Below are 24,538 nucleotides of genomic sequence, written 5' to 3' on the forward strand. Positions count from 1 at the left end.
GGTGGTGCGGTAGATCTCGAGAACTGCTGAGCCGCGGAGCGACAGTCTCTTCGGCTGTCTCGGTGGTTCTTAGGCGGCGGTCTTTCGCACGACGGCCTAGACGACCGGCTCGTCGACGAGCGTGCTGCGGGGGACCGAGAAGGCGGCGACCGCGGCGAGCAGGCAGACGACCAGCGAGATCGTTGCGGCGATGATGTAGGCACCGGTGGTCGGAACGGGAACAGGTCCGTGCGGAGTGTCCGCCAGTGCGATCGACGACGCGAGGATCATTCCGACGACAGCGGTGGCCAGGGAGGTGCCGATCGAGCGCATGGTGGAGTTGACGCCGTTCGCCTCACCGGTCTGCGTCACGGGCACCCATTCCATGATCAGTGCGGGCATCGCGGAGTACGCGACGCCCAGACCAGCGCCGACGATGCAGTTCACGATGATCAGCCAGACCCACCCGGCGTGGCCCTCGGTGAGCATCACCAGGAACGTCGAGTAGCCGGCTCCGATCACCAGGCTGCCGATGCCCAGCGCGATTCGTGGGCCGAAACTGCGCGACATCCACGCGCTGACGTAGGAGAACCCGAACATCACCAGTCCGCCGGGCATCAGGACGAGGCTCGCTTCGACCATCGGGAGACCGACGCCGCTCGGTGCCGACTCCGGGGCCATCAGAATTTGGATCGGCATCATCTGCATGGCGTAGAAGACGAAGCCCGCGGCGATCGACGCGATGTTGGTGAGCAGGATCGGGCGGGAGACGTTGATCGTCAGGTCGATGAGCGCATTCGGCCGTCCGCGTTCGTACCGCCACCAGAGCAACGACGACGCGACGAATCCGGCGAACAAGCCGAGGACGGCCGGGCTGGTCCAGCCCCACTCATGGCCCTTCGACAGGGCCAGCAGGATGCAGACCATGAAGACGCTCAAGCCGAGCGCTCCGATCAGGTCGAACCGGCCGCCGGTCGCGATGGAACTGGCGGGAACGGTCGCCGCGACGATCAGTGCGACGCACACCGCGACCGCGCCACTGACCCAGAACAGGGCGTGCCAGCTGACGTGCTGCGCGATGACGGCGGCGAACGGCAGTCCGAGTGAGCCGCCGACGCCGAGCGACGCGCTCATCGCGCCGATCGACGAACCGAGACGCTGCGGCGGGACGATGTCGCGGATCAGGCTGATGCCCAGTGCGACCGTTCCGATGCCCATACCCTGCAGTCCGCGTCCGATGAGGAACGGGATCAAACTCGACGACAGCGCGCACACCACGGAACCGGCGGCCACCGCGCCCAGGCAGGCCAGCAGCATTCGGCGCTTGCCGATCATGTCGCCGAGCCGGCCCGAGATCGGCGTGACCACGGCGCCCATCAGCAGAGTGATGGTCAGGGCCCACGAGGCGTTCGTCGTCGAGGTGTGCAGAAGCGTCGGCAGTTCGGGGATCAGCGGGACGATGATCGTCTGCATCAGCGAGACGACGATGCCTGCCGCGCACAGCACTGCCACCGCCAGCTGCGAGCCGCCCTGGGCTTCGTCCGGCGTGGCGACTCCTGCGGGGGCGGCGGCCGCAGGCTCTCGGGACTCGTTATCGGTCAGTGGAGTTCTTTCAATCAGGAAAACGCCGGTGATCGGCTTCGGCCCTGATTATTCCGCGCGGCGGTCGTACTAGCGAGTCAGCTATGACGGGTACCGTTCGAGCATGACCGATGTGCTGGTGGCGTTCGCCGATCACCTGAGCTTCGAGAAGGGGCACAGCAAGCACACCGTGCGCGCGTACACCGGTGACATCCGCGGACTCGTCGCGTTCGCCGGCGCCCGTGGTGTCGAGGTCGGCGATCTGGACCTGCCGCTCCTGCGAGCCTGGCTCGCCGAACACGCCCGTCGCGGCGCCGCGCGCACGACCATCGCCCGGCAGGTCTCGTCTGCCAAGACCTTCTGCGCGTGGGCCGTGCGCGAAGGCGTCTTGCAGACCGACCCGGCGCAGCGGCTGCAGGCGCCGAAGTCGCACCGGGTGCTGCCGGCCGTCCTGGCGCCGGAGCAGGCGGCCGCCGCGGTCGACGGTGCAGCAGGGGACAGTGCGGGCGACGGAGATCCGGTGGCGTTCCGCGATCGGGTGATTCTGGAACTGCTGTACTCGTGCGGAATCCGGGTCGGCGAACTGTGTGGGCTCGACCTCGGCGACGTCGACGCGGACCGACGCGTGATCCGGGTGATCGGCAAGGGCGACAAGCAGCGGTCGGTGCCGTACGGCGGCCCGGCGGCCGCCGCGCTCGACGACTGGCTGCGACGCGGCCGGTCCGCGCTGGCGACGGCTGCGTCCGGGGACGCGCTGCTCCTCGGTGTGAAAGGCGGTCGACTCGACCAGCGGATGGCGCGAACCGTGGTGCATCGGGCGACCGAGACGGCGGGGCAGTCGGTGGGACCGCACGCACTGCGCCACAGCGCGGCGACGCATCTGTTGGAGGGTGGCGCAGACCTCCGCGTGGTGCAGGAACTCCTCGGTCATTCCTCATTGGCCACCACACAGCTGTACACCCACGTGAGCGTGGAACGACTCCGCGCCGTCCACCGTCAGGCGCATCCGCGGGCCTGAGGGTTCGCCTCGTCAGTCGGCGCGTTCGGTGGGCGCGTTCAGTCGGTGCGTTCGTCGTCGACGACCGGTTTGAGACGGATCCGCAGCAGACCGAGAAGCGCCAACGGGTTGAGGTACTCGGCCGCCCTGCCGTCGCCACGTCGCGCGCCCCAATGCAGACAGGCGGCCGATCGGCAGTTCGCGTGGCCTGCCCGCAGATAGCCGAGCACCTGGCCGGCGCGGACGTGCTCGCCGCGTCGCACCTGCGGCGTGAGCGGCTCGTAGGTGGTCGTCACGCCGTCCGGGTGCAGGACGGCGACGACGTCGCGGTCGACCACCGGCCCGGCGAAGGTCACCGTTCCGGCCCGGGCCGCGAGCACGGCGCTGCCGGGGACTGCGGCGAGGTCGACTCCTCGATGGCCGGACAGCCAGCGGCGGGCCGGCGGGTCGAACCTGCGCGACACCGAAGGCCGCGGCTGCAGCGGCCAGTCGTATCGGGTCCGCCCGGAGGTCGCCGCCGGCGGCGCCGAGCACACCGACACCACCAGCACGACCACCGACCACCAGACGACCGTCCGTCTCCGAACCCGCATCCTCGTCCGCATACCTTTTGGACGCATGGCGGCTCCGGTCGGCTCCCGAGGCGTGTCGCGGGCGCCGGACACCTTCGACGATTTGGCTGGTCGGAGCGGATCGGAGTAGTCTGGCGACGCACCCAGGCATGTCTTGGGTGACTTCGCGCGCCCGCGAGAAGGCATCAGAACACGCAGTCCCGGACTCCTCCGGGTGTGTTCCGAGGTGGCGGGTGCCAGGACTGGAGCTCGACCCGAGCGCCGGTGACAACTGCGAGAGAGGACATATTCATGGCTGTCGTGACCATGAAGCAGCTGCTTGACAGCGGCGCACACTTCGGGCATCAGACCCGCCGTTGGAACCCGAAGATGAAGCGTTTCATCTTCACCGACCGCAACGGCATCTACATCATCGACCTGCAGCAGACGCTGTCGTACATCGACCGCGCCTACGAGTTCGTCAAGGAGACCGTCGCCCACGGCGGCACCATCCTGTTCGTCGGCACGAAGAAGCAGGCTCAGGAGTCGATCGCCGCTGAGGCCACCCGCGTCGGCATGCCGTACGTGAACCAGCGTTGGCTCGGTGGCATGCTCACCAACTTCAACACCGTGCACAAGCGTCTCCAGCGTATGAAGGAGCTGGAGACCATGGAGCAGACCGGTGGCTTCGAGGGTCGCACCAAGAAGGAAATCCTCATGCTCACGCGTGAGAAGAACAAGCTGGAGCGCACCCTGGGCGGCATCCGCGACATGGCCAAGGTTCCCTCGGCCGTGTGGATCGTCGACACCAACAAGGAGCACATCGCGGTCGGCGAGGCCCGCAAGCTGAACATCCCGGTCATCGCGATCCTGGACACCAACTGCGACCCCGACGTCGTCGACTACCCGATCCCGGCGAACGACGACGCCATCCGCAGCGCCGCGCTGCTGACTCGCGTGATCGCTTCGGCCGTCGCCGAGGGCGTCCAGGCGCGTGCCGGCCAGACCGCGGGCGACGCCAAGCCGGAAGCCGGCGAGGGCGAGCCGCTCGCCGAGTGGGAGCAGGAGCTGCTGGCTGAGGCCACCGCGCCCGCCACCGATGGCGCGACCGAGGCTCCGGCCGCAGAATAAGAACTGCAAGAAGCAAGAATCGGGCTCCGAGGCACTGTGAACCGGGCCCCTTCTCCGGCGGGGTGATCACCCCGCCGGAGAATCTTGTCTCTCGATCACAAATCGACAAAGGAGGGTCGCCACCTATGGCGAACTACACCGCTGCGGACGTCAAGCGTCTGCGCGAAATGACCGGTTCGGGCATGCTCGACTGCAAGAACGCCCTCGCGAACAACGACGGCGACTTCGACAAGGCCGTCGAAGAGCTGCGCATCAAGGGCGCCAAGGACGTCGGCAAGCGCGCTGAGCGCTCCACCGCCGAGGGTCTGGTCGCCGCTCGTGACGGCGTCATGGTCGAGCTGAACAGCGAGACCGACTTCGTCGCCAAGAACGACGAGTTCCAGAAGCTCGCCGACGACATCCTGGGTGCGGCCATCGAGCTGCGCACCAACGACGTCGACGCGCTGCTGGCCGCCAAGCTGGGCGACGGCACCGTCGCCGACGCCGTCGAGGCGCTGTCGGCCAAGATCGGCGAGAAGCTGGTCCTGCGCCGTGTCGCGTCGTACGACGGCCCGGTCGCCGTGTACCTGCACAAGCGTGCGTCGGACCTCCCGCCGGCCGTCGGCGTCGTGGTCTCGTACACCGGTGAGGGCGACGCCGCCGCGGAGGCCGCTCGCGGCGCCGCCATGCAGGTCGCCGCGCTGAAGGCCAAGTACGCCAGCCGCGACGAGGTCCCCGCCGAGATCGTGGAGCAGGAGCGCCACGTCGCCGAGGAGACCGCCAAGGCGGAGGGCAAGCCCGAGCAGGCGCTGCCGAAGATCGTCGAGGGTCGCGTCAACGGTTTCTACAAGGACGTCGTCCTGGTGGACCAGCCGTCGGTCACCGACTCGAAGAAGACCGTGAAGGCGATCCTGGACGAGGCCGGCGCCACCGTCGTCGCGTTCAGCCGCTTCGAGGTCGGCCAGTCCTAGTCCGCTAGGCCGCCGACTACCGCGGCGAGACAACCTCACTTCCGGCCCCGGAATCAGCCCGTCAGGGACGACTCCGGGGCCGGAGTGCGTCGATCGGGTACTCCGCACCCTAAGATGGAGAGAGTTTGTGCCGACATTCGAGCGAAGGAAGAGATGAGCGAATCGCAGTCGACCGCAGATGAGGGCAGAGCAGGTTTCTCGCGCGTGCTTCTGAAGCTCGGTGGCGAGATGTTCGGCGGCGGGTCCGTCGGCCTCGACCCCGACGTCGTGGGCACGGTGGCCGATCAGATCGCCGAGGTCGTCTCCTCGGGTGTCCAGGTGGGCATCGTGATCGGCGGCGGCAACTTCTTCCGCGGCGCGGAACTGCAGCAGCGCGGTCTGGACCGGTCGCGGTCCGACTACATGGGCATGCTCGGTACCGTCATGAATTGCCTTGCGCTGCAGGACTTCCTGGAGAAGCGGGGAATCACCACCCGCGTGCAGACCGCCATCACCATGGGGCAGGTCGCCGAGCCGTACCTGCCGCTGCGCGCGGTTCGGCATCTGGAGAAGGGGCGCGTGGTCATCTTCGGCGCGGGCATGGGCATGCCGTACTTCTCGACCGACACCACCGCCGCTCAACGGGCGCTCGAGATCAAGGCGGAGGCGGTGCTGATGGCGAAGGCCGTCGACGGCGTCTACTCCGACGATCCGCGTACCAATCCGGAGGCGCGGCTGTACCGCGAGATCACCCACCGCGAGGTGATCGAGCAGGAGCTGAAGGTGGCCGACGCGACCGCGTTCAGCCTGTGCATGGACAACAACATGCCGATCCTCGTCTTCAACCTGCTCGAGCGAGGGAACATCGCGCGCGCCGTCGCGGGGGAGCCGATCGGGACCCTCGTCCGCACCGAGCGGGCCGACTGACCCACCGGCCACCCACTCACTTTCACCGCCACAAGCAAAGGAACGAGACGCACCATGATCGACGAAGCTCTGCTCGACGCCGAGGAGAAGATGGAGAAGGCCGTCGCCCACCTGCGCGACGACATGGCCTCCATCCGCACCGGCCGCGCCAATCCGGCGATGTTCAACAAGGTCGTCATCGAGTACTACGGTGCGATGACTCCGATCACGCAGGTGGCGGGCATCAACACGCCCGAGCCGCGGCTGGTCGTCATCAAGCCGTACGAGCAGTCGACGATGAACGACATCGAGACCGCGATCCGCAACTCCGACCTCGGCGTCAACCCGACGAACGACGGCACCGTCATCCGCGTCGCGGTCCCGCAGCTGACCGAGGAGCGGCGCAAGCAGCTCGGCAAGCAGGCTCGCGGCAAAGGCGAGGACGCGAAGGTCGCGATCCGCAACGTCCGCCGTAAGGCCGTCGACGAGCTCAAGCGCATCCAGAAGGACGGCGACGCAGGCGAGGACGAGGTGACTCGCGCCGAGAAGGAGCTCGACACCACGACGCGCACGTACACCGACGCCGTCGACGAACTCGTCAAGAACAAAGAAGCCGAGCTGCTCGAGGTATGACGAGCACACCGGAGCAGGCTGAGAAACCTTCCGGGGGGAGCTCCCGGGCCGGGCGGAACCTCCCGGCGGCCATCGGCGTCGGCTGCAGTCTGGGGGGACTGCTCATCGCCGTCCTACTGCTGATCCCGGACGGCTGGTACGCGGTCGTCTCGGTGGCGCTGGCGATCGCGACCTGGGAGGTCGCAAAGCGACTCCGGGACGGCGGCTTCGCCGTCCCGGTCATTCCGCTGCTGGTCGGCGGTCAGGCGATGATCTGGCTGTCGTGGCCGTACGGGCTGACCGGCACCTACGTCGCGATGGCGGCGACCGTGCTGGTCATGATGGTGTGGAAGCTGTTCGCGCAAGGGCTGTCGAACGCGCCGGAGAACTACATGCGCGACCTGTCGGTCGCGATCCTGGTGACCGCGTGGCTGCCGATGCTCGCGACGTTCGGCGCGTTCATGGTCCGGGAGGACGAGGGCGCGTTCCGGGTCTTCACCCTGGTGATCGTGGTGGTCTGCTCGGATGTCGGCGGCTACGCCGCCGGCGTGCTGTTCGGCAAGCATCCGATGGCGCCCGCGATCAGCCCGAAGAAGTCGTGGGAGGGCCTCGGAGGCTCTCTCGTCGTCGGCACCGTCGGCGCTCTCGCGTGCGCCATCTGGCTGCTCGACACCCCGCACTGGTGGATCGGCTTCGTCCTCGGACCACTCCTGGTGGTCGTGGCGACGACGGGCGACCTCGTCGAGTCTCAGATCAAGCGCGACCTCGGCATCAAGGACATGGGCACGCTGCTGCCCGGGCACGGCGGCATCATGGACCGTCTCGACTCGCTGCTGCCGTCGGCGTTCATCACCTGGGCCGTCCTGGCCTGGCTGCTCTGAGTCGGGGCTGATCGGCCCCGCCGCTACTTGCGCTTTCCCGCCTTCTTGAGGGCGCGGTTGAGCTGGAAGATCCGCGCGCCGCCCAGCAGCGCGGTGATCAGCGCGCCCGCGATCGCGGCGATCAGCAGGCTGACGCCGATCGGGAGATCAGCCTTGAAGAAGATGAAGTTGATCTGCACCGTGGCGAGATTGACGAGGATGAACACGATCAACAGGATGGTGATGATGACTCCGACCACCCAGCCGACATACGTCGCCTGGGTGCGAGTGCCGGATGCGGCCGAGGCGGCGGCCGCGACTCGGCGCCGCTCCGCCTCGACCGGATCGTCGACCCGATGGTCCTGCGGAACGTCCATCGGTGCGGTGTCATTTCGCTGGGGATCGGCCGCCGATTCGTCGAACTCGTCGCCTGGCCTGCGATCGGGAGTCGTCATAGCTCCATCGTGACATGAGAGAATGGATCGCGTGAGTTCTCTGCCCCTGGTTTTCGACGCCCCCAAGCGCGGTCTGCCGCCGAAGCACTTCGCCGACCTCGATGAACAGGGGCGGATCGACGCCGTCGCCGACCTCGGACTGCCGAAGTTCCGGGCGAACCAGCTGGCCAAGCAGTATTACGGCCGGCTCAACGCGGACGTGGACGAGATGACCGACCTGCCCGCGGGCAAGCGTGACGCGGTCGGCGAGAAGCTCTTCCCGACGCTGATGACCCCGGTCCGGCACATCTCGTGCGACGACGACAGCACCCGGAAGACCCTCTGGCGACTGCATGACGGAACCCTCCTGGAATCGGTGCTGATGCGCTATCCGGAGCGGAACACACTGTGCATCTCCTCACAGGCGGGATGCGGGATGGCCTGCCCGTTCTGCGCGACGGGGCAGGGTGGCCTGGACCGGAACCTGTCGACCGCCGAGATCGTCGACCAGGTGCGGGCGGCGGCGCGTGCGCTGCGCGACGGCGAGGTCGGGGAGCCCGGACGCCTGTCGAACATCGTCTTCATGGGCATGGGTGAGCCGCTCGCCAACTACAAGCGCGTGGTGGACGCGGTGCGGAAGATCACCTCACCGTCGCCGGACGGATTCGGCATCTCGGCCCGATCGGTCACGGTGTCGACCGTGGGGCTGGCACCGGCGATCCGCAGGCTCGCGGACGAGGGTCTGTCGGTGACGCTCGCCGTCTCACTCCACACGCCGGACGACGAGCTGCGCGACACGCTGGTGCCCGTCAACAACCGCTGGTCGGTGGCCGAGGTGCTCGAGGCCGCGCGCTACTACGCGGACTCCACGGGGCGGCGCGTGTCGATCGAGTACGCGCTGATCCGCGATGTGAACGACCAGCCGTGGCGCGCCGATCTGCTCGGCAAGAAGCTCCGTCAGGCGCTCGGCTCGCTGGTGCACGTCAACCTGATCCCGCTGAACCCGACGCCCGGCTCGGAATGGGATGCGAGCCCCAAGCCGGTGGAGGCGGAGTTCGTTCGTCGCGTCCGCGAGCACGGCGTGTCGTGCACCGTGCGCGACACCCGCGGGCAGGAGATCGCCGCGGCGTGCGGACAGCTCGCCGCCGAAGAGAAGTAGGCCACCGGCGGGTACCCGACCGATATACGAGAAGACCCGGACGACGTGGCGTCCGGGTCTTCTCGTAGCTGTCTGGCGAGCGTCAGCGCTTCCAGGTGCCCTTGCGGGGGATCATCTCGTACACCGTGTAGCCGATCAGGGCGACGGCGATGATGATCAGGAAGACGTCCTCGATGTGCCCGACGTGGTTGCCCTTGAGCATGCCGAGCATGATGATCGCGGTGACGAACGCGGCGGCCGCGATCGACTTGCGCGCGACGCCGTGCCAGCCGAAGCGTGCCGACGGGGCGTCGGCGGGCTCGCGAACCCATCCCGTATCGATGGTCTCGACCTCAGTGCTTGCCACGTTCACTCCTTATGACGGCCGGTAGTAGTCCGGGCTACAGCATAACCCGCCCGGTGTGCGCGACAATGGCGGGTGTGACGACGCGTGTGTTGATTCTCGGATCCACGGGATCCATCGGTACCCAGGCCCTCGAGGTGATCGCCGACCACCCGGAACGATTCCAAGTGGTCGGCCTCGGTGCGGGCGGCGGCAACCTCGATCTGCTCGAACGGCAGGTCGCGGCGACCGGGCTGTCCGCCGACCGGGTCGCGGTGGCCGATTCGGGCGCCGCGACCGTCCTCGGCGACCGTCTCGGTGCCCGCGTCCTGGGCGGCGAGGACGCGATGGTGCAGCTCATCGAGTCGGTCGAGGCCGACGTCGTCCTCAACGGCGTCGTCGGGGCGATCGGATTGCGGCCGAGTCTGGCGGCGCTCGGCACCGGCGCGCGCCTGGCGCTGGCGAACAAGGAGTCGCTGGTTGCCGGCGGCGCGCTGGTGCTCGATGCGGCGTCGCCCGGCCAGATCGTGCCGGTCGACTCCGAGCACTCGGCCATCGCGCAGTGCCTGCGCGGCGGCACTCCCGACGAGGTCGACCGGCTGGTGCTGACCGCGTCGGGCGGACCGTTCCGGGGGTGGACCGCGGAGCAGGTGGCCGATGTCACGCCGGAGCAGGCGGGCAAGCACCCGACGTGGTCGATGGGCCCGATGATCACGCTGAACTCGGCGACCCTGGTGAACAAGGCGCTCGAGGTCATCGAGGCGCACCTGCTGTTCGGCGTCGACTACGACCGGATCGATGTGACCGTCCATCCGCAGTCGATCGTGCACTCGATGGTGACGTTCGTGGACGGCGCGACGATCGCGAAGGCGTCGCCGCCGTCGATGAAACTGCCGATCGCACTGGCGCTGGGCTGGCCCGATCGCGTGCCCGGGTCGTCCGCGGCGTGCGACTGGTCGACGGCGTCGGCGTGGACCTTCGAGCCCGTCGACGATGCGGTGTTCCCGGCGATCAGCCTGGCGCGGTCGGCGGGCACGGCAGGCGGCAGCCTCACCGCGGTCTACAACGCGGCCAACGAGGTCGCCGCCGAGGGCTTCTTCGCCGGGGCCGTCAGCTTCCCGCGAATCGTCGGGATCATCGGCGACGTGCTCGCCGACGCCGATCAGTGGTCGTCCCGGCCGGGTACCCTGGACGAGGTGCTCGCCGCGGACCAGTGGGCGCGGCGGCGAGCCGCGGCCTTCGTCGCGGCGGAAGCGTGATCAGGGGCGTAGCGTCCCGTCGCGCTCGCGGGCACACCAGGGAAGTCAAGAGGGGCACGGAGCTCCCACGGTCTTAGGGAGACGTTTCAGTGAGTCTGGTGCTCGGCGTCGCGCTCTTCGCGCTGGCACTGCTGATCTCGATCGCCTGGCACGAGCTCGGCCACATGTGGGCGGCCCAGGCGACCGGGATGAAGGTGCGGCGGTACTTCGTCGGCTTCGGGCCCACCCTGTGGTCCACCCGTCGCGGCGAGACCGAGTACGGCGTCAAGGCGGTGCCGCTCGGCGGCTTCTGCGACATCGCGGGCATGACGCCGCATGAGGAGCTCACCGACGACGAACGGGCGCGGGCGATGTACGCCCAGCCGACCTGGAAGCGTCTCGTGGTGCTCGCGGCCGGACCGATGCAGAACTTCATCCTCGGCTTCGCGCTGGTCGTGATCCTCGGACTCGGCTGGGGACTGCCGATCATCGGCGACCATCCGGTCTACGCCAAATCGGTCGAATGCGTCGCCACCAGCACCGACGCCAAGGGCGTACCGGTCGACTGCACGGGCCCGGCGCCCGCCGCCCAAGCCGGAGTGCAGGTCGGCGATCAGATCCTCGCGGTCGACGGCCATCAGGTCACCGGTCCCGCAGACATGGTCCAGCAGGTGCAGAAGTCCACCGGCAGCGTGGTGCTGACCGTCGAGCGCGACGGGCAGCAGATGGATCTGACGGTCCCGGTCACGCAGGTTCAGCGGATGGTCGCGGGGGAGGGCGACACCCTCGCGCCCGCCGAGGTCGGCGCGATCGGCGTCGGTCTCGACACCCAGTACGTGAACGAGTACGACATCGTCACCGTCTGGGGCGGTGCGCTCAGCTTCACCGGGGACATCTTCAAAGAGACCTTCAAGGCGCTGATCTCGCTGCCGACCAAGGTCGTCGGCCTGTGGCATGCGGTCACCGGAGGTGAGCGTGCGGCCGACAGCCCGGTCAGCGTCGTCGGTGCATCGGTGCTCGGCGGCCAGGCCGTCGAGCACGGCTACTGGGACATGTTCTTCGGTCTGCTGCTGAGCGTGAACTTCTTCCTCGGTGCCTTCAACCTGATCCCGCTCCTCCCGCTCGACGGCGGGCACATGGCGATCGCGATCTTCGAGAAGATCCGGAACACCCTCCGACGATGGCGGGGGAAGATCCCCGCGGGTCCCGTCGACTACTACAAGCTCCTGCCGATCACCTACGCGGTCGTCGTCGTCATGGGTGGGTTCATGCTGCTCACGGTGACGGCGGACGTCATCAACCCGATCAAGGTCTTCTGACGGTTCGGCCGGTCGCGGTCCGGCCGGTCAGGCCTGGACAGGCGGTCGGTAGGTGACGTGCCACGGGACGAGCGTGCGGACCGAACAGGCCGCGCCGGGCGTCCGATGCGCGCCGGGAAGGCGAGTTCGATCGTGCTCGGCACCGCTGCGAGACTAGAATTCGCTGCGATTCCCATCACGCCGAGACAGCAGAAGGACGGTGCCGTGCCGCCCACCGTGCAGACCCGATCCGCGATCCACCGGAACATGGTCCGGGTGCCTGCCGGTGAGTTCACGATGGGCAGCGACGACTTCTTCCCGGAGGAACGGCCGGCGCACGCGCGGGAGGTCGGCGCGTTCTGGATCGACCGGCATCCGGTGACCGTCGCGGAGTTCCGTCGCTTCGTCCAGGCGACGGGCTACGTCACGGTGGCTGAACGCGACCCGGATCCAGCGCGCTACCCGGACGCCCTCCCGGGCGAACTCCGTGCCGGCGGTCTGGTCTTCGTGCGTCCGCCGCGGCAGGTCCCGCTCGACGACTGGCGGCGCTGGTGGGCTTATGTCCCCGGCGCGCAGTGGCGCAGACCGTTCGGTCCGGACTCCGACGTTCGCGCCCGGGACCGACATCCCGTCACACAGGTCGGCATCGACGACGCGCGCGCGTACGCGGAGTGGGCGGGCAAGGCGCTCCCGACGGAGGCCGAGTGGGAGTACGCGGCCGCGTCCGGCCGCGGGGACACGACGTACGCCTGGGGCGACGAGTTCGCGCCGCGCGGAAGGCGGATGGCGAACACCTGGATGGGTGCGTTCCCCTCCGAGTTCGTACCCGGCCGCGGGCAGTCTGAGGTACCGGGGACGACTCCGGTCGGAACGTACCCGCCGAACGCGTTCGATCTCGTCGACATGACGGGCAACGTCTGGGAGTGGACCGAGGACCGGTACTCCGACAGTCACCGGCGCAGTACCTGCTGTCCCCCGACCCGCACCGGTGACGGCGGCGAGGACCACTATGTCGTCAAGGGCGGTTCGTTCCTGTGCGCCCCGAACTACTGCCTGCGCTATCGCCCGGCGGCGCGACAGTCGCAGGACTCCGACACCAGCTCGTGCCACATCGGCTTCCGCTGTGTGATCCGCGACTAGCGGCGCAGCCGGATCATCGCACTCCTGAGTCGGTAGACTCAGAAGGCGATACTGCACGCCGTCCGATGTCGGAAGCCGGACGGAGATGGCCGGTGAAGGCAGTGCAGGTGACGATCTTCGAGGAGAGAATGGCTCATGACAGATTCGATCGGCCTCGGTATCCCGTCCGGCCCGCCGCCGGTGCTGGCGCCGCGCCGCAAGACGCGGCAGATCCGGGTCGGCGACGTCGGTGTCGGTAGCGACTTCCCGATCTCCGTGCAGTCCATGTGCACCACCAAGACCCACGATGTGAACGCGACGCTGCAGCAGATCGCTCAGCTCACGGCGTCCGGCTGCGACATCGTCCGTGTGGCGTGCCCGCGGCAGGAGGACGCCGACGCCCTGCCGATCATCGCCCGGAAGTCGCAGATCCCGGTAATCGCCGACATCCACTTCCAGCCGAAGTACATCTTCGCGGCGATCGACGCGGGCTGTGCCGCGGTCCGCGTGAACCCGGGCAACATCAAGGAGTTCGACGGCCGCGTCAAGGAGGTCGCGAAGGCGGCCGGGGACGCCGGGATCCCGATCCGCATCGGCGTGAACGCCGGCTCGCTCGACAAGCGGCTGATGGAGAAGTACGGCAAAGCCACCCCCGAGGCGCTGGTCGAGTCGGCCCTCTGGGAGGCGAGCCTGTTCGAGGAGCACGGCTTCGGCGACATCAAGATCTCGGTCAAGCACAACGACCCCGTGGTGATGGTCGAGGCCTACCGCCAGCTCGCGGCCCAGTGCGACTACCCGCTGCACCTCGGTGTCACCGAAGCCGGTCCGGCGTTTCAAGGGACCATCAAGTCGGCGGTCGCCTTCGGCGCGCTGCTGAGCGAGGGAATCGGCGACACCATCCGCGTCTCCCTGTCGGCACCGCCGGCCGAGGAGATCAAGGTCGGCGACGCCATCCTGCAGTCGCTGAACCTCCGTCCGCGCAAGCTCGAGATCGTGTCGTGTCCGTCGTGCGGTCGTGCCCAGGTGGACGTCTACAAGCTCGCCGAGGAAGTCAGCGCCGGCCTGGAGGGGATGGAGATCCCGCTCCGCGTCGCGGTCATGGGCTGTGTGGTGAACGGACCGGGCGAGGCGCGCGAAGCGGACCTGGGTGTCGCGTCCGGCAACGGCAAGGGCCAGATCTTCGTCAAGGGCGAGGTCATCAAGACGGTTCCGGAGGCCCAGATCGTCGAGACTCTGATCACCGAAGCGCTGCGTATCGCCGAGGAGTCGGGGGAGACTGGAGGAGGCGCTCCGGTCGTCTCGGTGAGTTGACGCTCCCGTGGTGTAGACCCTCCGGAGCAAGGTGAGCAGGGAGGTGTGCCGTGCTGGGGATTCTCGGTGACCGGCCGCTCGGCGCGAAGGACGCCGACGCGGTGGCTCGGGCGCTCGACCTCGATCCGGTCGCGTCGTGCATGGTCTCGGCTCGCGTCGAGGCCTACGGCCTGTCGCCTCGCTTTCTCGGCGGTGAGATGTGGACGGCGTCGGAGCCGGGGGTGTCGCTGGCCTTCTCCGGCGCGAATCTGATGCCGCTCATCGGCGGCCTTCCCGATGTGGACGTCTTCGCCGACCGCGCGTTGAGCGCGCCGCGACTGTGTTCCTCAGTGGTCGGCGCCGCCGAGCTGGTGCTTCCGCTGTGGGAACGCGTCGCGCCGTCGTGGGGCCCCGCGCGAGAGGTGCGGGCCGACCAGCCGCTGCTGTCGCTGTCGGGCTATCCGGAGATCACGCCGGACTCGCACGTGCGTCTTGTCACGATGGCCGACCTCGATGCGTACTTCCCGGCGGCGGTCGAGATGTTCATCGGCGAAGTGGGAGTCGATCCGACGGCCGGCGACGAGGGGCGGTCGTACCGCCGTCGACTGGCCGCTCTGATCTCGGCACGGCGGGTTTTCGCACGCTTCGACGGTGATCGCGTGGTGTTCAAGGCGGAGATCGGTTCGATGTCCCGGAAGGTGGGCCAGATCCAGGGCGTGTGGGTCGATCCACAATGGCGCGGGCGCGGGTACGGTGCGCTCGGCACGGCGGCGGTGGCCGCGGCGATCGCGCGCCAGGGGCGGATCGCGAGCCTGTACGTCAACAGTTTCAACGGTGCCGCCCGACAGACGTACCAGCGTGTCGGATTCCGGCAGGTCGGCACCTTCGCGACCGTTCTGGTGGACTGACGGACGCCGCGGCGCGATCGCCTAAGATCGGAGCCGATGCCCAGTAGATTCCGCGCACGCCGCACCCGGACGGTTCTGATCCCCGTACTCGTCGTGGTCTCGCTGGTCCTGGCATCGACCTCGTGTGCGACCGAGGACGACGGGCCGCGTTCGGCGGCGCAGTCGTTCCTGAACGGTTTCGCCGATCACGACTTCGCAGGCGCCGCGAGCCTGACCACCGACCCGCAGCGGTCCCGGAGTCAACTCGCCGAGACGTGGACGGGTCTGGCGGCGACGTCGATGTCGGCGTCGACCGGGCGAGTCCGGATCGATCGGGACGTGGCCGACGTCCCGGTCACCTACACCTGGACACTCCCCGGCGGCCGCACGTGGGAGTACTCGGCGAACATCGCGATGGGCCGTAGTGACGCGGGGTGGTCGGTGCGCTGGAAGTCGTCCGCGATTCACCCGAAACTCGGTGCAGATCAACAGCTTTCGCTGTCACAGACGAGCCCCCCACGGGCTGCGGTGAACGAATCGGACGGGTCGGAGGTGATGGTCGACGGGACCGTCGTCGGTGTCTCGTTCGACGCCGCGAAGGCAGCTGCCTCCGGGAGCGTCAGCGACTCGGCGCACCGGCTCGTCGAGGTACTGGGTCCTCTGATTCCGGGACTGAATCCGCAGGTGATCGCCGAGCGGTCGACGGCGCAGAGCGACCCCTTGCCGATCGGCCGGATCCAGACTGCGGACTTCGACCGCCTCCGCGACCGACTGGCGGTTCCGGGAATCGTCACCACCGACCAGTCGGTGCTGGTGCCGCGCGACCCCGGGTTCGCTCCCGCGGTGCTGGCGAAGGTGCGCGATCAGGTGGCCGGTGGACTCACCGGCGCGAGCGGGTGGCGGGTGTCGGTGCTCAATCCCAACGGCCTGGTGGCGGACGTGGTGGCGGACGAGCCGGGCAAGCCCGCACCCGCGGTCCTGCTGACGCTGTCGAGGTCGGTGCAGGACGCCGCGCAGCGCGCGGTGAACGCAGTCCAGGGCAAGCAGGCGATGCTGGTCGCCGTTCAGGCGTCGACCGGCAAGATCCTGGCGATCGCGCAGAACGCCGACGCCGACCGGGACGGCCTCATCGCGACCGCCGGTCTGTATCCCCCGGGGTCGACCTTCAAGATGGTCACCTCGGCCGCGGCCTTCCACGACAAGATGACCGAGCCCGAGGCGATCGTGCCCTGTCCGGGCGAGATCCAGATCGGCGAGCGGTCGATCCCGAACTACGACGGGTTCTCGCTCGGAGCGGTTCCGCTGCGCACGGCGTTCGCGCATTCCTGCAACACCACATTCGCCGACCTGGCCAGCCGGATGGGTCCGACCGACCTCGCCCATGCGGCGGCGGCGATGGGGCTCAGTGCGGTCTACGACGTACCGGGCCTCGACGTCAAGTCCGGGTCGGTGCCCGTCGAGCCGGAGCTGGTCCCACGAAGTGAGGACGGCTTCGGTCAGGGCAAGGTGCTCGCGAGCCCGCTGGGCATGGCGCTGGTGGCGGCGGCCGCGGCCTCCGGGCACGCACAGGTGCCGAGCTTGATCGACGGCCGCGAGACCAAGGTCACCGGACCGAAGGCGTCGCTGGAAGCCGAGGTGTACCAGCGGCTGCGGCCGATGATGCGCGCCGTGGTGACCGAGGGCACGGCGACGTCCGTCGCCGAATCCGGAGAGGTGTACGGGAAGACCGGTGAAGCCGAGGTCGCGGGCGGTTCGCACGCCTGGTTCGCGGGCTATCGCGGCGATATCGCCTTCGCCACCCTCATCGTCTTGGGCGGCGACTCGACGAACTCGGTCAACGTCAGTCGCGACTTCCTGAACGGCGTTCCCGAGGGGTATCGGCCGTAGACCGTCGGCTGGTCGACGGACGCCGACGCGGGTGCTGTGTAATTCTTGCAGCAATGACCGTACGAAAGGCGGCCCGAGCATGAGTGGACCGAATCCCACGCCCCCGCAGGATCCTCGACAGAATCCGCAGCAGTACCCGCAGTACGGCGCGCCTCAGCAGCCGCAGTACGGTGCCCAGCCCCAGCAGTACGGCCAGCCCCCGAATCAGCAGTATGGGCAGCAGTACGGCCAGCAGCAATCCAATCAGCCCCAGCAGCAGTACGGTCAGGCCCAGTACGGTCAGCAGCAGTACGGCCAGCAACAGTACGGCCAGCAGGGCGGCTACCAGCAGTACGGTCAGCAGGGCGGTTACCAGCAGTACGGTCAGCAGTACCCGGGACTGCCGTCGCAGAGCGGACCGGTCGATGGCAAGCTGATCCCATACCTCTGGGCCACCGTCGGCGCGGGTGTGCTGGTGCTGATCTCGGCGTTTCTGCCGTGGGTGTCGTACTCCGGTGCGCTCACCAGCGGTTCGGCTTCGGGAACGTCCGACGGAAAAGACGGCGTCTTCACCCTGATTCTGGCGTTGATCGCCGCCGCATCCGCCGCGGCCACCGTCTACCTGACCGACAAGCAGCCCGTGCTGCCGATGGCCGCGGGCATCGCGTCGATAGTCGCGGGTGTCATCATCTCGCTCATCTCCATCGCCGACATGTCCGACGTGAGTGACGCCAAGGACAAGCTCGGGATCTACGCGCAGTCGGTGGACTTCAGCATCGGCATCGGTCTGTGGCTCACCCTCCTCGGCGGCCTGGTGCTCGTGGGCCTGGGTGTCGTGACGGTCCTGCTGCAGCGGAAGTCCAAGCAGTCCTGACGACGGCGCTCACCGTGCGGGTGTGATGATCCGTTCACCCGTCTGCGGGTGGTCCCAGACGAGCACCGGGTGATCGTAGGTCTCGCTCAACAGTTCGGCGGTCATCACCTCGTCGACCGCGCCGGTCGCGAGCAGCCGGCCGGACTTCATCACGGCGACGCGGTCCGCGTACGCGGCGGTGAGCGTCAGATCGTGGACCACCAGCACCACCGTGGCACCGGCGGCGGCTCGTCGGCGCAGGATCGTGAGCACTTGTTCGGTGTGACCGATGTCGAGAGCCGCGGTCGGTTCGTCGAGAAGCATGACCGGCGTGTCCTGCGCCAGCGCGCGAGCCAGTGACACGCGTGCCTGCTGGCCACCGGAGAGGTGAGAGAACGGACGGTCGACCAGATCCGACAGGTCGCATTCGGCGATCGCGGCGTCGATCAGGTCCTCCGATCGACGCGCCTGCGGTGTGCGAGTCCAGGGGAAGCGGCCCATCTCGACGACCTCCCGGACCGGGAACGGGGTGTCGGCGCGATTCTGCTGAGTCACGAGTGCGCGCGCACGCGCGAGGGTGAGCGAGTCCGCGCGATGGACGTCGAGGTCGCCGATGCGGACCGTTCCCGAATCCGGGGCACGGAGGCCCGCGACCGCCGACAGCAGAGTCGACTTGCCGCAGCCGTTCGGGCCGACCAGCGCGAGGATCTGGCCCGGTCGCGCGTCGAGATCGACGCCGTGCACGATCTCCCGATTCCCGAGCCGCACGGTGACGCCGTCTGCAGTCATCCCGGTGCTCATCCGCGCCTCCTCCGTCGCCATGTCACCGTCACCATCTCGCCGCCGCGTTCCGCTGCCGGAGGAGCAGGAAGAAGACCGGTCCGCCGATCAGTGAGGTCAGCATGCCGAGCGGCAGTTCGCCGCCGGTGAGAGTGCGGGCGGCGAGGTCGGCGGCGGCGATCACCAGGGCACCGCCGAGCGCGCTCGCGGGTAGCAGCAGGGCGTGTCTGGGGCCGACGAGCAGGCGCATCACGTGCGGGACGATCAAGCCCACGAACATGATGATGCCGGTGAAGGCGACGCCTGCCGCGGTCAGCATCGCGACGAGCACGATCACTTGCCTGCGCACCGCCTCGACGTTGACGCCCAGTGAGGCCGCCTGCACTTCACCGAGGGCCAGCAGGTCCAGCTTCTTGACGAGCAGCATTCCGCCCGCGAGACCGGCGATCGCCAGCGGCGCCACGATCTTCACCTGCGTCCACGAGACGTTGCCCGCGAGGGAACCGAGCTGCCAGAACACGATCTGCTCACGTGCCGCGGTCGATGCGATGTACGTCAGGTACGCGATGATGCCGAGTGCGAACGCGTTGACCGCGATGCCGGTCAGCACCAGCATGATCGTCGACGAGGCGCCGTCGCGGATGCTCAGCACATAGACGCCGGCCGTGGTGATCAACCCGAACAGGGCCGCGGCACCGGCCACCGCCCATCCGTTGGTGCCGGTACCGCCTATGACGATCATCAGGCAGGCGCCGACCGCGGCACCCGAGGAGACGCCGATGATGCCGGGTTCGGCGAGGGGATTCGCGAGCACGCCCTGCAGGAGACAGCCCGCCGTGCCCAACGCGACCCCGACGAGCAGGCCGAGCAGGATGCGCGGGAAGCGCGAGACCCAGAGGGCGCTCTCGCCTTGCGGATGCGACGGCAGGGGACCGAGATCCAGGTGCCAGTGGTGGGCGATCGAACCGAGGACCTCGAGCGGCGGGATGTCGACCTGACCGGTGCCTGCGGAGATCACCACGACGACAGCCAGCAGGACGAGGGTTCCCGCCATCACCCACAGTGCGCGTCCGCGCAGCCGCAGGCCGCTACGCATAGATCGCCTTCGCCAGCGCGCCGAGGACCAGACCGGTGTCCGGGCCGAACATCAGGATCTGCGTCTCGTCCATCTCGACGATGCGGCGGTTGCGCCCGGCGGACGTGTCGGCGACGGCCGGGAGCGCGAGCACCTTCTCCATGCCGCCCACCGATTCCGCGCCCTGCGTCATCACCAGGATCACCTCGGGATCGGCGCGGATCATCGACTCCGCGCTCACCTGGGTGAAGGGCGATGTCAGACCGGCCTCGGTACCCGCGTCCGTGCCGCCGAGGGCGGCGATCAGATCGTCGGCCCCGGAGCGCGGCCCGGCGAGCAGGATCAGGTGCTCCCCGCGGATGTACAGGAAGCCGATCGTCGGGTCGCCGGACGGCTTCGGCACCGATCGGCGGGCGTCGTCGATCTGCTTCTCCGTGCGCGCGACGAGTGCCTCGCCCGCGGCGGGGACACCGAGAGCATCCGCGACGCCTCGGATCAGGTCGGGTGTGCCGGCGATGGACCGTTGCCCGGTGAAGACCGCGACGCGGATCCCCGCGGCGCGGATCTGGTCGACCGCCCCGGCGGGCGTGGCATCGTCGGTGACGAGGACGATCGTCGGATTCTGTGCGAGGACTCGTTCGGGATTGATCGCGTGCCCGGTGTCGGTCACATACGGCAGCGGCGAGGCGGAGGGAAAGGTGGTGGAGCGGTCACGACCCACGACATGGGGCCCGAGGCCGAGGGCGAAGACGATGCTGCCGAGGGTGCCGTTGCGATCGAGCGCGACGATTCGCTCGGCCCCCGCACCGGGCGTCAGACCGGGGGAGACCGGGACGACGTCCGGGTTCGGCAGCGTCGCGGTGGTCGGACCCGAGCGCAGCGTCGCGTGTGCGGCGGCGGCGGTGGCGCCGGTGTCGATGGGCTCGGTGGTGCACCCGGAGAGCAAGAGTCCGGCGACCAGGACGAGAACCCAGACAGCGGTGACCGAGGCCGCGGACCGGGAGGGAGTCGTCACCTGAATCCGCCTTGTCGTGCTCGCAGTTCTGTTAGGCACACCTTACTGCCCGATCGGATGCCGATGCACATCGGTGCCATCCGTAGAATCACGTCCATGACAGTTCGCGCACCTCTCGTCCCCGGCGTCGTCGCGCCGACACTGCCCGTCCCCGATTCGATCGCCCGCCCGGAGTACGCGTGGAAGAACTCGGTGAACGAAGGCCACGAACCCTGGGTGCAGACCCCCGAGACGATCGAGAAGATGCGGATCGCGGGAAGGATCGCGGCGAATGCGCTTGCGGAAGCGGGTCGAGCTGTCGCTCCCGGTGTCACCACCGCGGAACTCGATCGGATCGCACACGAGTACATGGTCGACCATGGCGCCTACCCGTCGACGCTCGGCTACAAGGGCTTCCCGAAGTCGTGCTGCACGTCGCTGAACGAGGTGATCTGCCACGGGATTCCGGACTCCACGGTGATCGAGGACGGTGACATCGTCAACATCGACGTGACCGCGTACATCGACGGGGTGCACGGCGACACCAATGCGACGTTCCTGGCCGGCGACGTCTCGCAGGAGGCCCGCGACCTGGTGGAGCGGACCCGCATCGCCACCGAGCGGGCGATCAAGGCCGTGAAGCCGGGACGCGAGCTGAACGTCGTCGGACGGGTCATCGAGGCCTACGCCAACCGATTCGGGTACACCGTGGTCCGCGACTTCACCGGGCACGGGATCGGCGAGACCTTCCACAACGGACTGGTGGTCCTGCACTACGACCAGCCCAGCGTCGACACCGTGCTCGAACCCGGCATGGTCTTCACCATCGAACCGATGATCAACCTCGGCGGACTGCCCTGGGAGATGTGGGACGACGGCTGGACCGTCGTCACCGTCGACCGCAAGTGGACTGCCCAGTTCGAGCACACCCTGGTCGTCACCGAGAGCGGAGCCGAGATCCTCACGCTGCCCGATGCGGACTGAGGTGCCGTCGCATCGAGACTCTCGCCGGGCCCGACGATGAGTGGGGCGCTCCTGGTCGGCGGAACGACCAGCGACGCCGGGAAGAGCCTGATCGTCGCCGGCCTGTGCCGGGCGCTGGCCCGCGACGGTGTCCGCGTCGCACCGTTCAAGGCGCAGAACATGTCGAACAACTCGGCGGTCACCCTCGACGGCGGCGAGATCGGCCGGGCCCAGGCCTTGCAGGCGCGAGCGTGCGGACTCGAACCCGACACCCGATTCAACCCGGTGCTGCTCAAGCCCGGCGGTGACCGCCGCTCGCACGTCGTGGTCCGCGGCCGCACGGTCGGCGAGGTCGGGGCGGTCGACTACCAGCAGTGGCGGTCGGCGCTCTCGGGCATCGTGGCCGACGAGCTGGCCTCGCTCCGCCGCGATTTCGACGTGGTGATCTGCGAGGGCGCCGGCTCGATCGCCGAGATCAACCTGCGCGCCACCGACATCGCGAACATGGGTCTCGCGCGCGCGGCGAACATCCCGGTGGTCGTGGTCACCGACATCGATCGCGGCGGATCGCTGGCCCACCTCTTCGGCACGACCGCCGTGCTCGACGCCGACGACCAGGCGCTCGTCGCCGGCTACATCGTCAACAAGTTCCGCGGCGATCCGTCGATCCTGGCGCCCGGACTCGAGATGGTGCGTGAACGCACCGGACGACCGACGCTCGGGGTGATCCCGTACACCGACGGACTCTGGATCGACGCCGAGGACTCGCTCGCGGCACCGGTCGGCCGGCGAGTCGGTGGGCCGCGGCCGCCGTCGACCGGACGTCGCAGGCTGACCGTGGCGGCGATCCGTCTGCCGCGTGTGTCCAACAGCACGGACGTGGAGGCGCTGGCCTGCGAACCGGGCGTCGACGTGACCTGGGTCGACGATGCCACCGCCGTCCGCGGCGCCGATCTCGTCGTGCTTCCGGGCACTCGCGCGACGGTCAGCGATCTCGCATGGTTGCGGGATCGCGGCCTCGCCGAGGCGCTGATCGAGCGCGCGGCGCGCGGCGGCCCGATCCTGGCGATCTGCGGTGGATTCCAGATGCTGTGCCGGCGCATCGTCGACGACGTGGAGTCCGCCGCGGGGGAGACGGCAGGGCTCGGACTGCTCGACGTCGACGTCGAGTTCGCCCCGGAGAAGACGCTCCGCGAGTTCGACGGGCACGCCTACGACGTACCGGTGCGGGGATACGAGATCCACCACGGACGCGTGGTCCGCAGTGCGGAGGAGCCGTGGCTGCGCGACCACCGGACCGGTCCGGAGGGCGCACGACGCGGTGCGGTCTTCGGAACGCACTGTCACGGGGCGCTGGAGAGTGACGCCTTCCGGCGGACCTACCTGCGCGAGGCCGCGCGCCTCGCTGGGGTCGTCGGGTTCGAGCCGGACCCGGCGATGAGTGTCGCGGATGTCCGTCTCGCGCAGCTCGACCTGATGGCGGATCTGGTGACCGAGCATCTCGACATGCCGAGTATCCACGGGTTGATCGCCGACGGCCCCGGCCGGCTCCCGACCGTCATATCCTGGCTTGGTGACCACCTCGAGACTGACCGTAGAGCATGACGGACTCTCCTTCTCCGTCGAAGAGAGCGGACCCGCGCGCGGCCCCTGGGTGGTTCTCCTGCACGGGTTCCCGGTGAACTCGCAGTGCTACGACGACGTCGTGCCGCGCGTCCATGAGGCCGGCCTGCGGACCCTGCGCATCGACCAGCGCGGCTACAGCCCCGGTGCCCGCCCGGACGGCGTCGACGAGTACCGGCTCGACAAGCTCGTCGGCGACGTGATCGGCATCCTCGATCACCTCAACATCTCGTACTCGATGGTGGTCGGGCACGACTGGGGCGGCATCGTCGCCTGGCATCTGGCGGCCAAGTACCCGGACCGGTTCACCGGGCTGGTGGCGGCGAGCACCGGGCATCCGTCGGCGATGCGCGATGCGCTCATGGCGGGCAGCGATCAGCGCAATCGGTCGGCCTACATCAAGGACTTCATCGCCGACGGCGCCGAGGAGAAGCTGAGCGGACGCGACGGCGTGCTGCTCCGGCGGGCGGGTGTGACCGCGGCCGAACTCGAGCCGATCCTGCAGCCGGGCGCCCTGACCGGACCGCTCAACTGGTACCGGGCCAATTTCTCCGGCGACATCGCCGCCGCACTCGCGTGCCCGCCGGTGGAGATTCCGACCACGATGGTGTGGAGCGACGGCGACGCGGCGCTCGGCCGCGAGCAGGCCGAGTTCAGCGGCCGTTACGTGTACTCCGACTTCCGCTTCTCCGAACTGCACGGTGTCGACCACTGGATTCCGGAGAACGCCGCGGCCGCGCTGGCCAGCGAGATCTCGCTGCGGTCGTCGCGGTTCTGACGCGCGCGGTGCGCGGCCGGGTCACCGTCGTTCGAGTCTCGCGACGAGCTCCTCGACGGCGACCCGGCCCGCGTCGTCGACCGTCAGGCTCATGATCGACGACATCGCGAGGAGCACGTCGTACTCGCGTGGCGAGCGCGGCTTCCCGAAGAGGGAGGTCTTCTCCTTGATCCGGACCTCGCGGTAGGTCGACACCGGATTGCGGGCCGTCTCCTGCTTGCCCGCGTGCTTGAACTTGGCGACGGTCGCACCGTCGTAGACGATGGATTCGCCATTCGCGCCCTGGATCTCGATGCCGGTCATCCGGTTACAG

At 68.7% G+C, this 24,538-nt stretch carries 25 protein-coding genes; 17 read left to right on the forward strand and 8 right to left on the reverse strand.

Translation table 11 applies throughout. From position 1 onward, the window contains the following. Nucleotides 1-96: 96 nt before the first annotated feature. Nucleotides 97-1,491, reverse strand: a complete 1,395-nt coding sequence (locus SCNU_RS08080) for an MFS transporter (RefSeq protein ID WP_009678868.1) — start codon at nucleotides 1,489-1,491, stop codon at nucleotides 97-99. 193 nt (nucleotides 1,492-1,684) lie between these two features. Between SCNU_RS08080 and SCNU_RS08085 the strand changes: the two genes are divergently transcribed. Beyond that, nucleotides 1,685-2,578: a tyrosine recombinase XerC gene (locus tag SCNU_RS08085; RefSeq protein ID WP_009678869.1), complete on the forward strand. Its 894-nt coding sequence runs from the start codon at nucleotides 1,685-1,687 to the stop codon at nucleotides 2,576-2,578. Between the two features lie 38 nt (nucleotides 2,579-2,616). Here the strand turns inward: SCNU_RS08085 and SCNU_RS08090 are convergent, their stop codons facing one another. Beyond that, a complete protein-coding gene (locus SCNU_RS08090) occupies nucleotides 2,617-3,150 on the reverse strand; it encodes a M23 family metallopeptidase (RefSeq protein ID WP_009678870.1) in 534 nt (177 codons plus the stop codon). A gap of 270 nt (nucleotides 3,151-3,420) precedes the next feature. On the opposite strand from SCNU_RS08090, the gene rpsB reads away from it, so the two are divergent. The 5 genes from rpsB to SCNU_RS08115 all read left to right on the forward strand — a co-directional run bounded on the left by rpsB (nucleotide 3,421) and on the right by SCNU_RS08115 (nucleotide 7,567). After that, nucleotides 3,421-4,239 carry a 30S ribosomal protein S2 gene (gene rpsB / locus SCNU_RS08095; RefSeq protein WP_009678871.1) on the forward strand — a complete coding sequence of 273 codons (819 nt, stop codon included), beginning with the start codon at nucleotides 3,421-3,423 and terminating at the stop codon, nucleotides 4,237-4,239. Between the two features lie 125 nt (nucleotides 4,240-4,364). Continuing rightward, nucleotides 4,365-5,189 (forward strand): translation elongation factor Ts, encoded by an 825-nt coding sequence (gene tsf, locus SCNU_RS08100; protein WP_009678872.1) that lies wholly within the window; start codon nucleotides 4,365-4,367, stop codon nucleotides 5,187-5,189. 153 nt (nucleotides 5,190-5,342) lie between these two features. Next, entirely contained in the window at nucleotides 5,343-6,095 is a 753-nt protein-coding gene (gene pyrH / locus SCNU_RS08105; protein WP_009678873.1) for a UMP kinase, read from the forward strand. A gap of 54 nt (nucleotides 6,096-6,149) precedes the next feature. Further along, nucleotides 6,150-6,707 (forward strand): ribosome recycling factor, encoded by a 558-nt coding sequence (frr, locus tag SCNU_RS08110; RefSeq protein WP_009678874.1) that lies wholly within the window; start codon nucleotides 6,150-6,152, stop codon nucleotides 6,705-6,707. Further along, nucleotides 6,704-7,567 carry a phosphatidate cytidylyltransferase gene (locus tag SCNU_RS08115; RefSeq protein ID WP_009678875.1) on the forward strand — a complete coding sequence of 288 codons (864 nt, stop codon included), beginning with the start codon at nucleotides 6,704-6,706 and terminating at the stop codon, nucleotides 7,565-7,567. Before frr ends, SCNU_RS08115 begins: the two co-directional genes overlap by 4 nt. A 23-nt stretch (nucleotides 7,568-7,590) precedes the next feature. On the opposite strand, the gene SCNU_RS08120 is transcribed toward SCNU_RS08115, so the two are convergent. Continuing rightward, a complete protein-coding gene (locus SCNU_RS08120) occupies nucleotides 7,591-8,001 on the reverse strand; it encodes a LapA family protein (RefSeq protein WP_009678876.1) in 411 nt (136 codons plus the stop codon). A 31-nt stretch (nucleotides 8,002-8,032) separates the two neighbouring features. Between SCNU_RS08120 and rlmN the strand changes: the two genes are divergently transcribed. Then, entirely contained in the window at nucleotides 8,033-9,139 is a 1,107-nt protein-coding gene (gene rlmN, locus SCNU_RS08125) for a dual-specificity RNA methyltransferase RlmN (protein ID WP_040518027.1), read from the forward strand. An 82-nt stretch (nucleotides 9,140-9,221) separates the two neighbouring features. On the opposite strand, the gene SCNU_RS08130 is transcribed toward rlmN, so the two are convergent. Continuing rightward, nucleotides 9,222-9,485 (reverse strand): DUF2631 domain-containing protein, encoded by a 264-nt coding sequence (locus tag SCNU_RS08130; RefSeq protein WP_009678878.1) that lies wholly within the window; start codon nucleotides 9,483-9,485, stop codon nucleotides 9,222-9,224. A 65-nt stretch (nucleotides 9,486-9,550) separates the two neighbouring features. Between SCNU_RS08130 and dxr the strand changes: the two genes are divergently transcribed. The 7 genes from dxr (at nucleotide 9,551) to SCNU_RS20595 (ending at nucleotide 18,033) form a co-directional block, all read left to right on the forward strand. Continuing rightward, the gene (gene dxr, locus SCNU_RS08135; protein ID WP_175284089.1) at nucleotides 9,551-10,720 is read left to right on the forward strand and encodes a 1-deoxy-D-xylulose-5-phosphate reductoisomerase; all 1,170 of its coding nucleotides are present in this window, start codon (nucleotides 9,551-9,553) and stop codon (nucleotides 10,718-10,720) included. A gap of 89 nt (nucleotides 10,721-10,809) precedes the next feature. Continuing rightward, nucleotides 10,810-12,018, forward strand: a complete 1,209-nt coding sequence (locus tag SCNU_RS08140) for a M50 family metallopeptidase (RefSeq protein WP_009678880.1) — start codon at nucleotides 10,810-10,812, stop codon at nucleotides 12,016-12,018. Nucleotides 12,019-12,264: 246 nt separating this feature from the next. Further along, a complete protein-coding gene (locus SCNU_RS08145) occupies nucleotides 12,265-13,137 on the forward strand; it encodes a formylglycine-generating enzyme family protein (protein WP_050792792.1) in 873 nt (290 codons plus the stop codon). A gap of 135 nt (nucleotides 13,138-13,272) precedes the next feature. Beyond that, nucleotides 13,273-14,427, forward strand: a complete 1,155-nt coding sequence (gene ispG / locus SCNU_RS08150; protein WP_009678882.1) for a flavodoxin-dependent (E)-4-hydroxy-3-methylbut-2-enyl-diphosphate synthase — start codon at nucleotides 13,273-13,275, stop codon at nucleotides 14,425-14,427. Nucleotides 14,428-14,477: 50 nt separating this feature from the next. Further along, nucleotides 14,478-15,314: a GNAT family N-acetyltransferase gene (locus tag SCNU_RS08155; RefSeq protein WP_009678883.1), complete on the forward strand. Its 837-nt coding sequence runs from the start codon at nucleotides 14,478-14,480 to the stop codon at nucleotides 15,312-15,314. 36 nt (nucleotides 15,315-15,350) lie between these two features. Further along, nucleotides 15,351-17,180: a penicillin-binding transpeptidase domain-containing protein gene (locus SCNU_RS08160; protein WP_009678884.1), complete on the forward strand. Its 1,830-nt coding sequence runs from the start codon at nucleotides 15,351-15,353 to the stop codon at nucleotides 17,178-17,180. Between the two features lie 79 nt (nucleotides 17,181-17,259). Then, nucleotides 17,260-18,033, forward strand: a complete 774-nt coding sequence (locus SCNU_RS20595; RefSeq protein ID WP_009678885.1) for a hypothetical protein — start codon at nucleotides 17,260-17,262, stop codon at nucleotides 18,031-18,033. 9 nt (nucleotides 18,034-18,042) lie between these two features. Here the strand turns inward: SCNU_RS20595 and SCNU_RS08170 are convergent, their stop codons facing one another. Genes SCNU_RS08170 through SCNU_RS08180 form a run of 3 tightly spaced genes read right to left on the reverse strand, consistent with a single transcriptional unit; the run spans nucleotide 18,043 to nucleotide 20,882 of the window. Next, entirely contained in the window at nucleotides 18,043-18,834 is a 792-nt protein-coding gene (locus SCNU_RS08170; protein ID WP_009678886.1) for a heme ABC transporter ATP-binding protein, read from the reverse strand. A gap of 7 nt (nucleotides 18,835-18,841) precedes the next feature. Then, nucleotides 18,842-19,888 (reverse strand): FecCD family ABC transporter permease, encoded by a 1,047-nt coding sequence (locus tag SCNU_RS08175; RefSeq protein WP_009678887.1) that lies wholly within the window; start codon nucleotides 19,886-19,888, stop codon nucleotides 18,842-18,844. Then, the gene (locus SCNU_RS08180; RefSeq protein WP_009678888.1) at nucleotides 19,881-20,882 is read right to left on the reverse strand and encodes a heme/hemin ABC transporter substrate-binding protein; all 1,002 of its coding nucleotides are present in this window, start codon (nucleotides 20,880-20,882) and stop codon (nucleotides 19,881-19,883) included. Before SCNU_RS08180 ends, SCNU_RS08175 begins: the two co-directional genes overlap by 8 nt. Nucleotides 20,883-20,978: 96 nt before the next feature. On the opposite strand from SCNU_RS08180, the gene map reads away from it, so the two are divergent. Genes map through SCNU_RS08195 form a run of 3 tightly spaced genes read left to right on the forward strand, consistent with a single transcriptional unit; the run spans nucleotide 20,979 to nucleotide 24,225 of the window. Further along, nucleotides 20,979-21,845, forward strand: a complete 867-nt coding sequence (map, locus tag SCNU_RS08185; RefSeq protein ID WP_009678889.1) for a type I methionyl aminopeptidase — start codon at nucleotides 20,979-20,981, stop codon at nucleotides 21,843-21,845. 36 nt (nucleotides 21,846-21,881) lie between these two features. After that, on the forward strand, nucleotides 21,882-23,429 hold the full coding sequence (locus SCNU_RS08190) for a cobyric acid synthase (protein WP_009678890.1): 1,548 nt from the start codon (nucleotides 21,882-21,884) through the stop codon (nucleotides 23,427-23,429). Further along, nucleotides 23,398-24,225: an alpha/beta fold hydrolase gene (locus SCNU_RS08195; protein ID WP_238526404.1), complete on the forward strand. Its 828-nt coding sequence runs from the start codon at nucleotides 23,398-23,400 to the stop codon at nucleotides 24,223-24,225. The genes SCNU_RS08190 and SCNU_RS08195 overlap by 32 nt, the downstream gene beginning before the upstream one ends. A gap of 21 nt (nucleotides 24,226-24,246) precedes the next feature. Here SCNU_RS08195 and SCNU_RS08200 read toward each other — a convergent pair whose 3' ends face one another. After that, nucleotides 24,247-24,528 (reverse strand): hypothetical protein, encoded by a 282-nt coding sequence (locus SCNU_RS08200; RefSeq protein ID WP_009678892.1) that lies wholly within the window; start codon nucleotides 24,526-24,528, stop codon nucleotides 24,247-24,249. Between the last annotated feature and the right edge of the window lie 10 nt (nucleotides 24,529-24,538).

Origin of the sequence: Gordonia neofelifaecis NRRL B-59395 (genome assembly GCF_000192435.1) — a bacterium.
Lineage (GTDB): Bacteria > Actinomycetota > Actinomycetes > Mycobacteriales > Mycobacteriaceae > Gordonia > Gordonia neofelifaecis.

Bases quoted from the DNA above. Each gene is read 5' to 3' on its own strand.
- SCNU_RS08170 (WP_009678886.1), bottom strand. From the start codon at position 18,834: ATGGCGACGGAGGAGGCGCGGATGAGCACCGGGATGACTGCAGACGGC.
- SCNU_RS08190 (WP_009678890.1), top strand. From the start codon at position 21,882: ATGAGTGGGGCGCTCCTGGTCGGCGGAACGACCAGCGACGCCGGGAAG.
- SCNU_RS08160 (WP_009678884.1), top strand. From the start codon at position 15,351: ATGCCCAGTAGATTCCGCGCACGCCGCACCCGGACGGTTCTGATCCCC.
- SCNU_RS20595 (WP_009678885.1), top strand. From the start codon at position 17,260: ATGAGTGGACCGAATCCCACGCCCCCGCAGGATCCTCGACAGAATCCG.
- SCNU_RS08115 (WP_009678875.1), top strand. From the start codon at position 6,704: ATGACGAGCACACCGGAGCAGGCTGAGAAACCTTCCGGGGGGAGCTCC.
- SCNU_RS08145 (WP_050792792.1), top strand. From the start codon at position 12,265: ATGGTCCGGGTGCCTGCCGGTGAGTTCACGATGGGCAGCGACGACTTC.
- ispG (WP_009678882.1), top strand. From the start codon at position 13,273: ATGACAGATTCGATCGGCCTCGGTATCCCGTCCGGCCCGCCGCCGGTG.
- rpsB (WP_009678871.1), top strand. From the start codon at position 3,421: ATGGCTGTCGTGACCATGAAGCAGCTGCTTGACAGCGGCGCACACTTC.
- SCNU_RS08200 (WP_009678892.1), bottom strand. From the start codon at position 24,528: ATGACCGGCATCGAGATCCAGGGCGCGAATGGCGAATCCATCGTCTAC.
- SCNU_RS08120 (WP_009678876.1), bottom strand. From the start codon at position 8,001: ATGACGACTCCCGATCGCAGGCCAGGCGACGAGTTCGACGAATCGGCG.
- frr (WP_009678874.1), top strand. From the start codon at position 6,150: ATGATCGACGAAGCTCTGCTCGACGCCGAGGAGAAGATGGAGAAGGCC.
- map (WP_009678889.1), top strand. From the start codon at position 20,979: ATGACAGTTCGCGCACCTCTCGTCCCCGGCGTCGTCGCGCCGACACTG.
- pyrH (WP_009678873.1), top strand. From the start codon at position 5,343: ATGAGCGAATCGCAGTCGACCGCAGATGAGGGCAGAGCAGGTTTCTCG.
- SCNU_RS08175 (WP_009678887.1), bottom strand. From the start codon at position 19,888: ATGCGTAGCGGCCTGCGGCTGCGCGGACGCGCACTGTGGGTGATGGCG.
- SCNU_RS08090 (WP_009678870.1), bottom strand. From the start codon at position 3,150: ATGCGGGTTCGGAGACGGACGGTCGTCTGGTGGTCGGTGGTCGTGCTG.
- dxr (WP_175284089.1), top strand. From the start codon at position 9,551: ATGGCGGGTGTGACGACGCGTGTGTTGATTCTCGGATCCACGGGATCC.
- SCNU_RS08085 (WP_009678869.1), top strand. From the start codon at position 1,685: ATGACCGATGTGCTGGTGGCGTTCGCCGATCACCTGAGCTTCGAGAAG.
- tsf (WP_009678872.1), top strand. From the start codon at position 4,365: ATGGCGAACTACACCGCTGCGGACGTCAAGCGTCTGCGCGAAATGACC.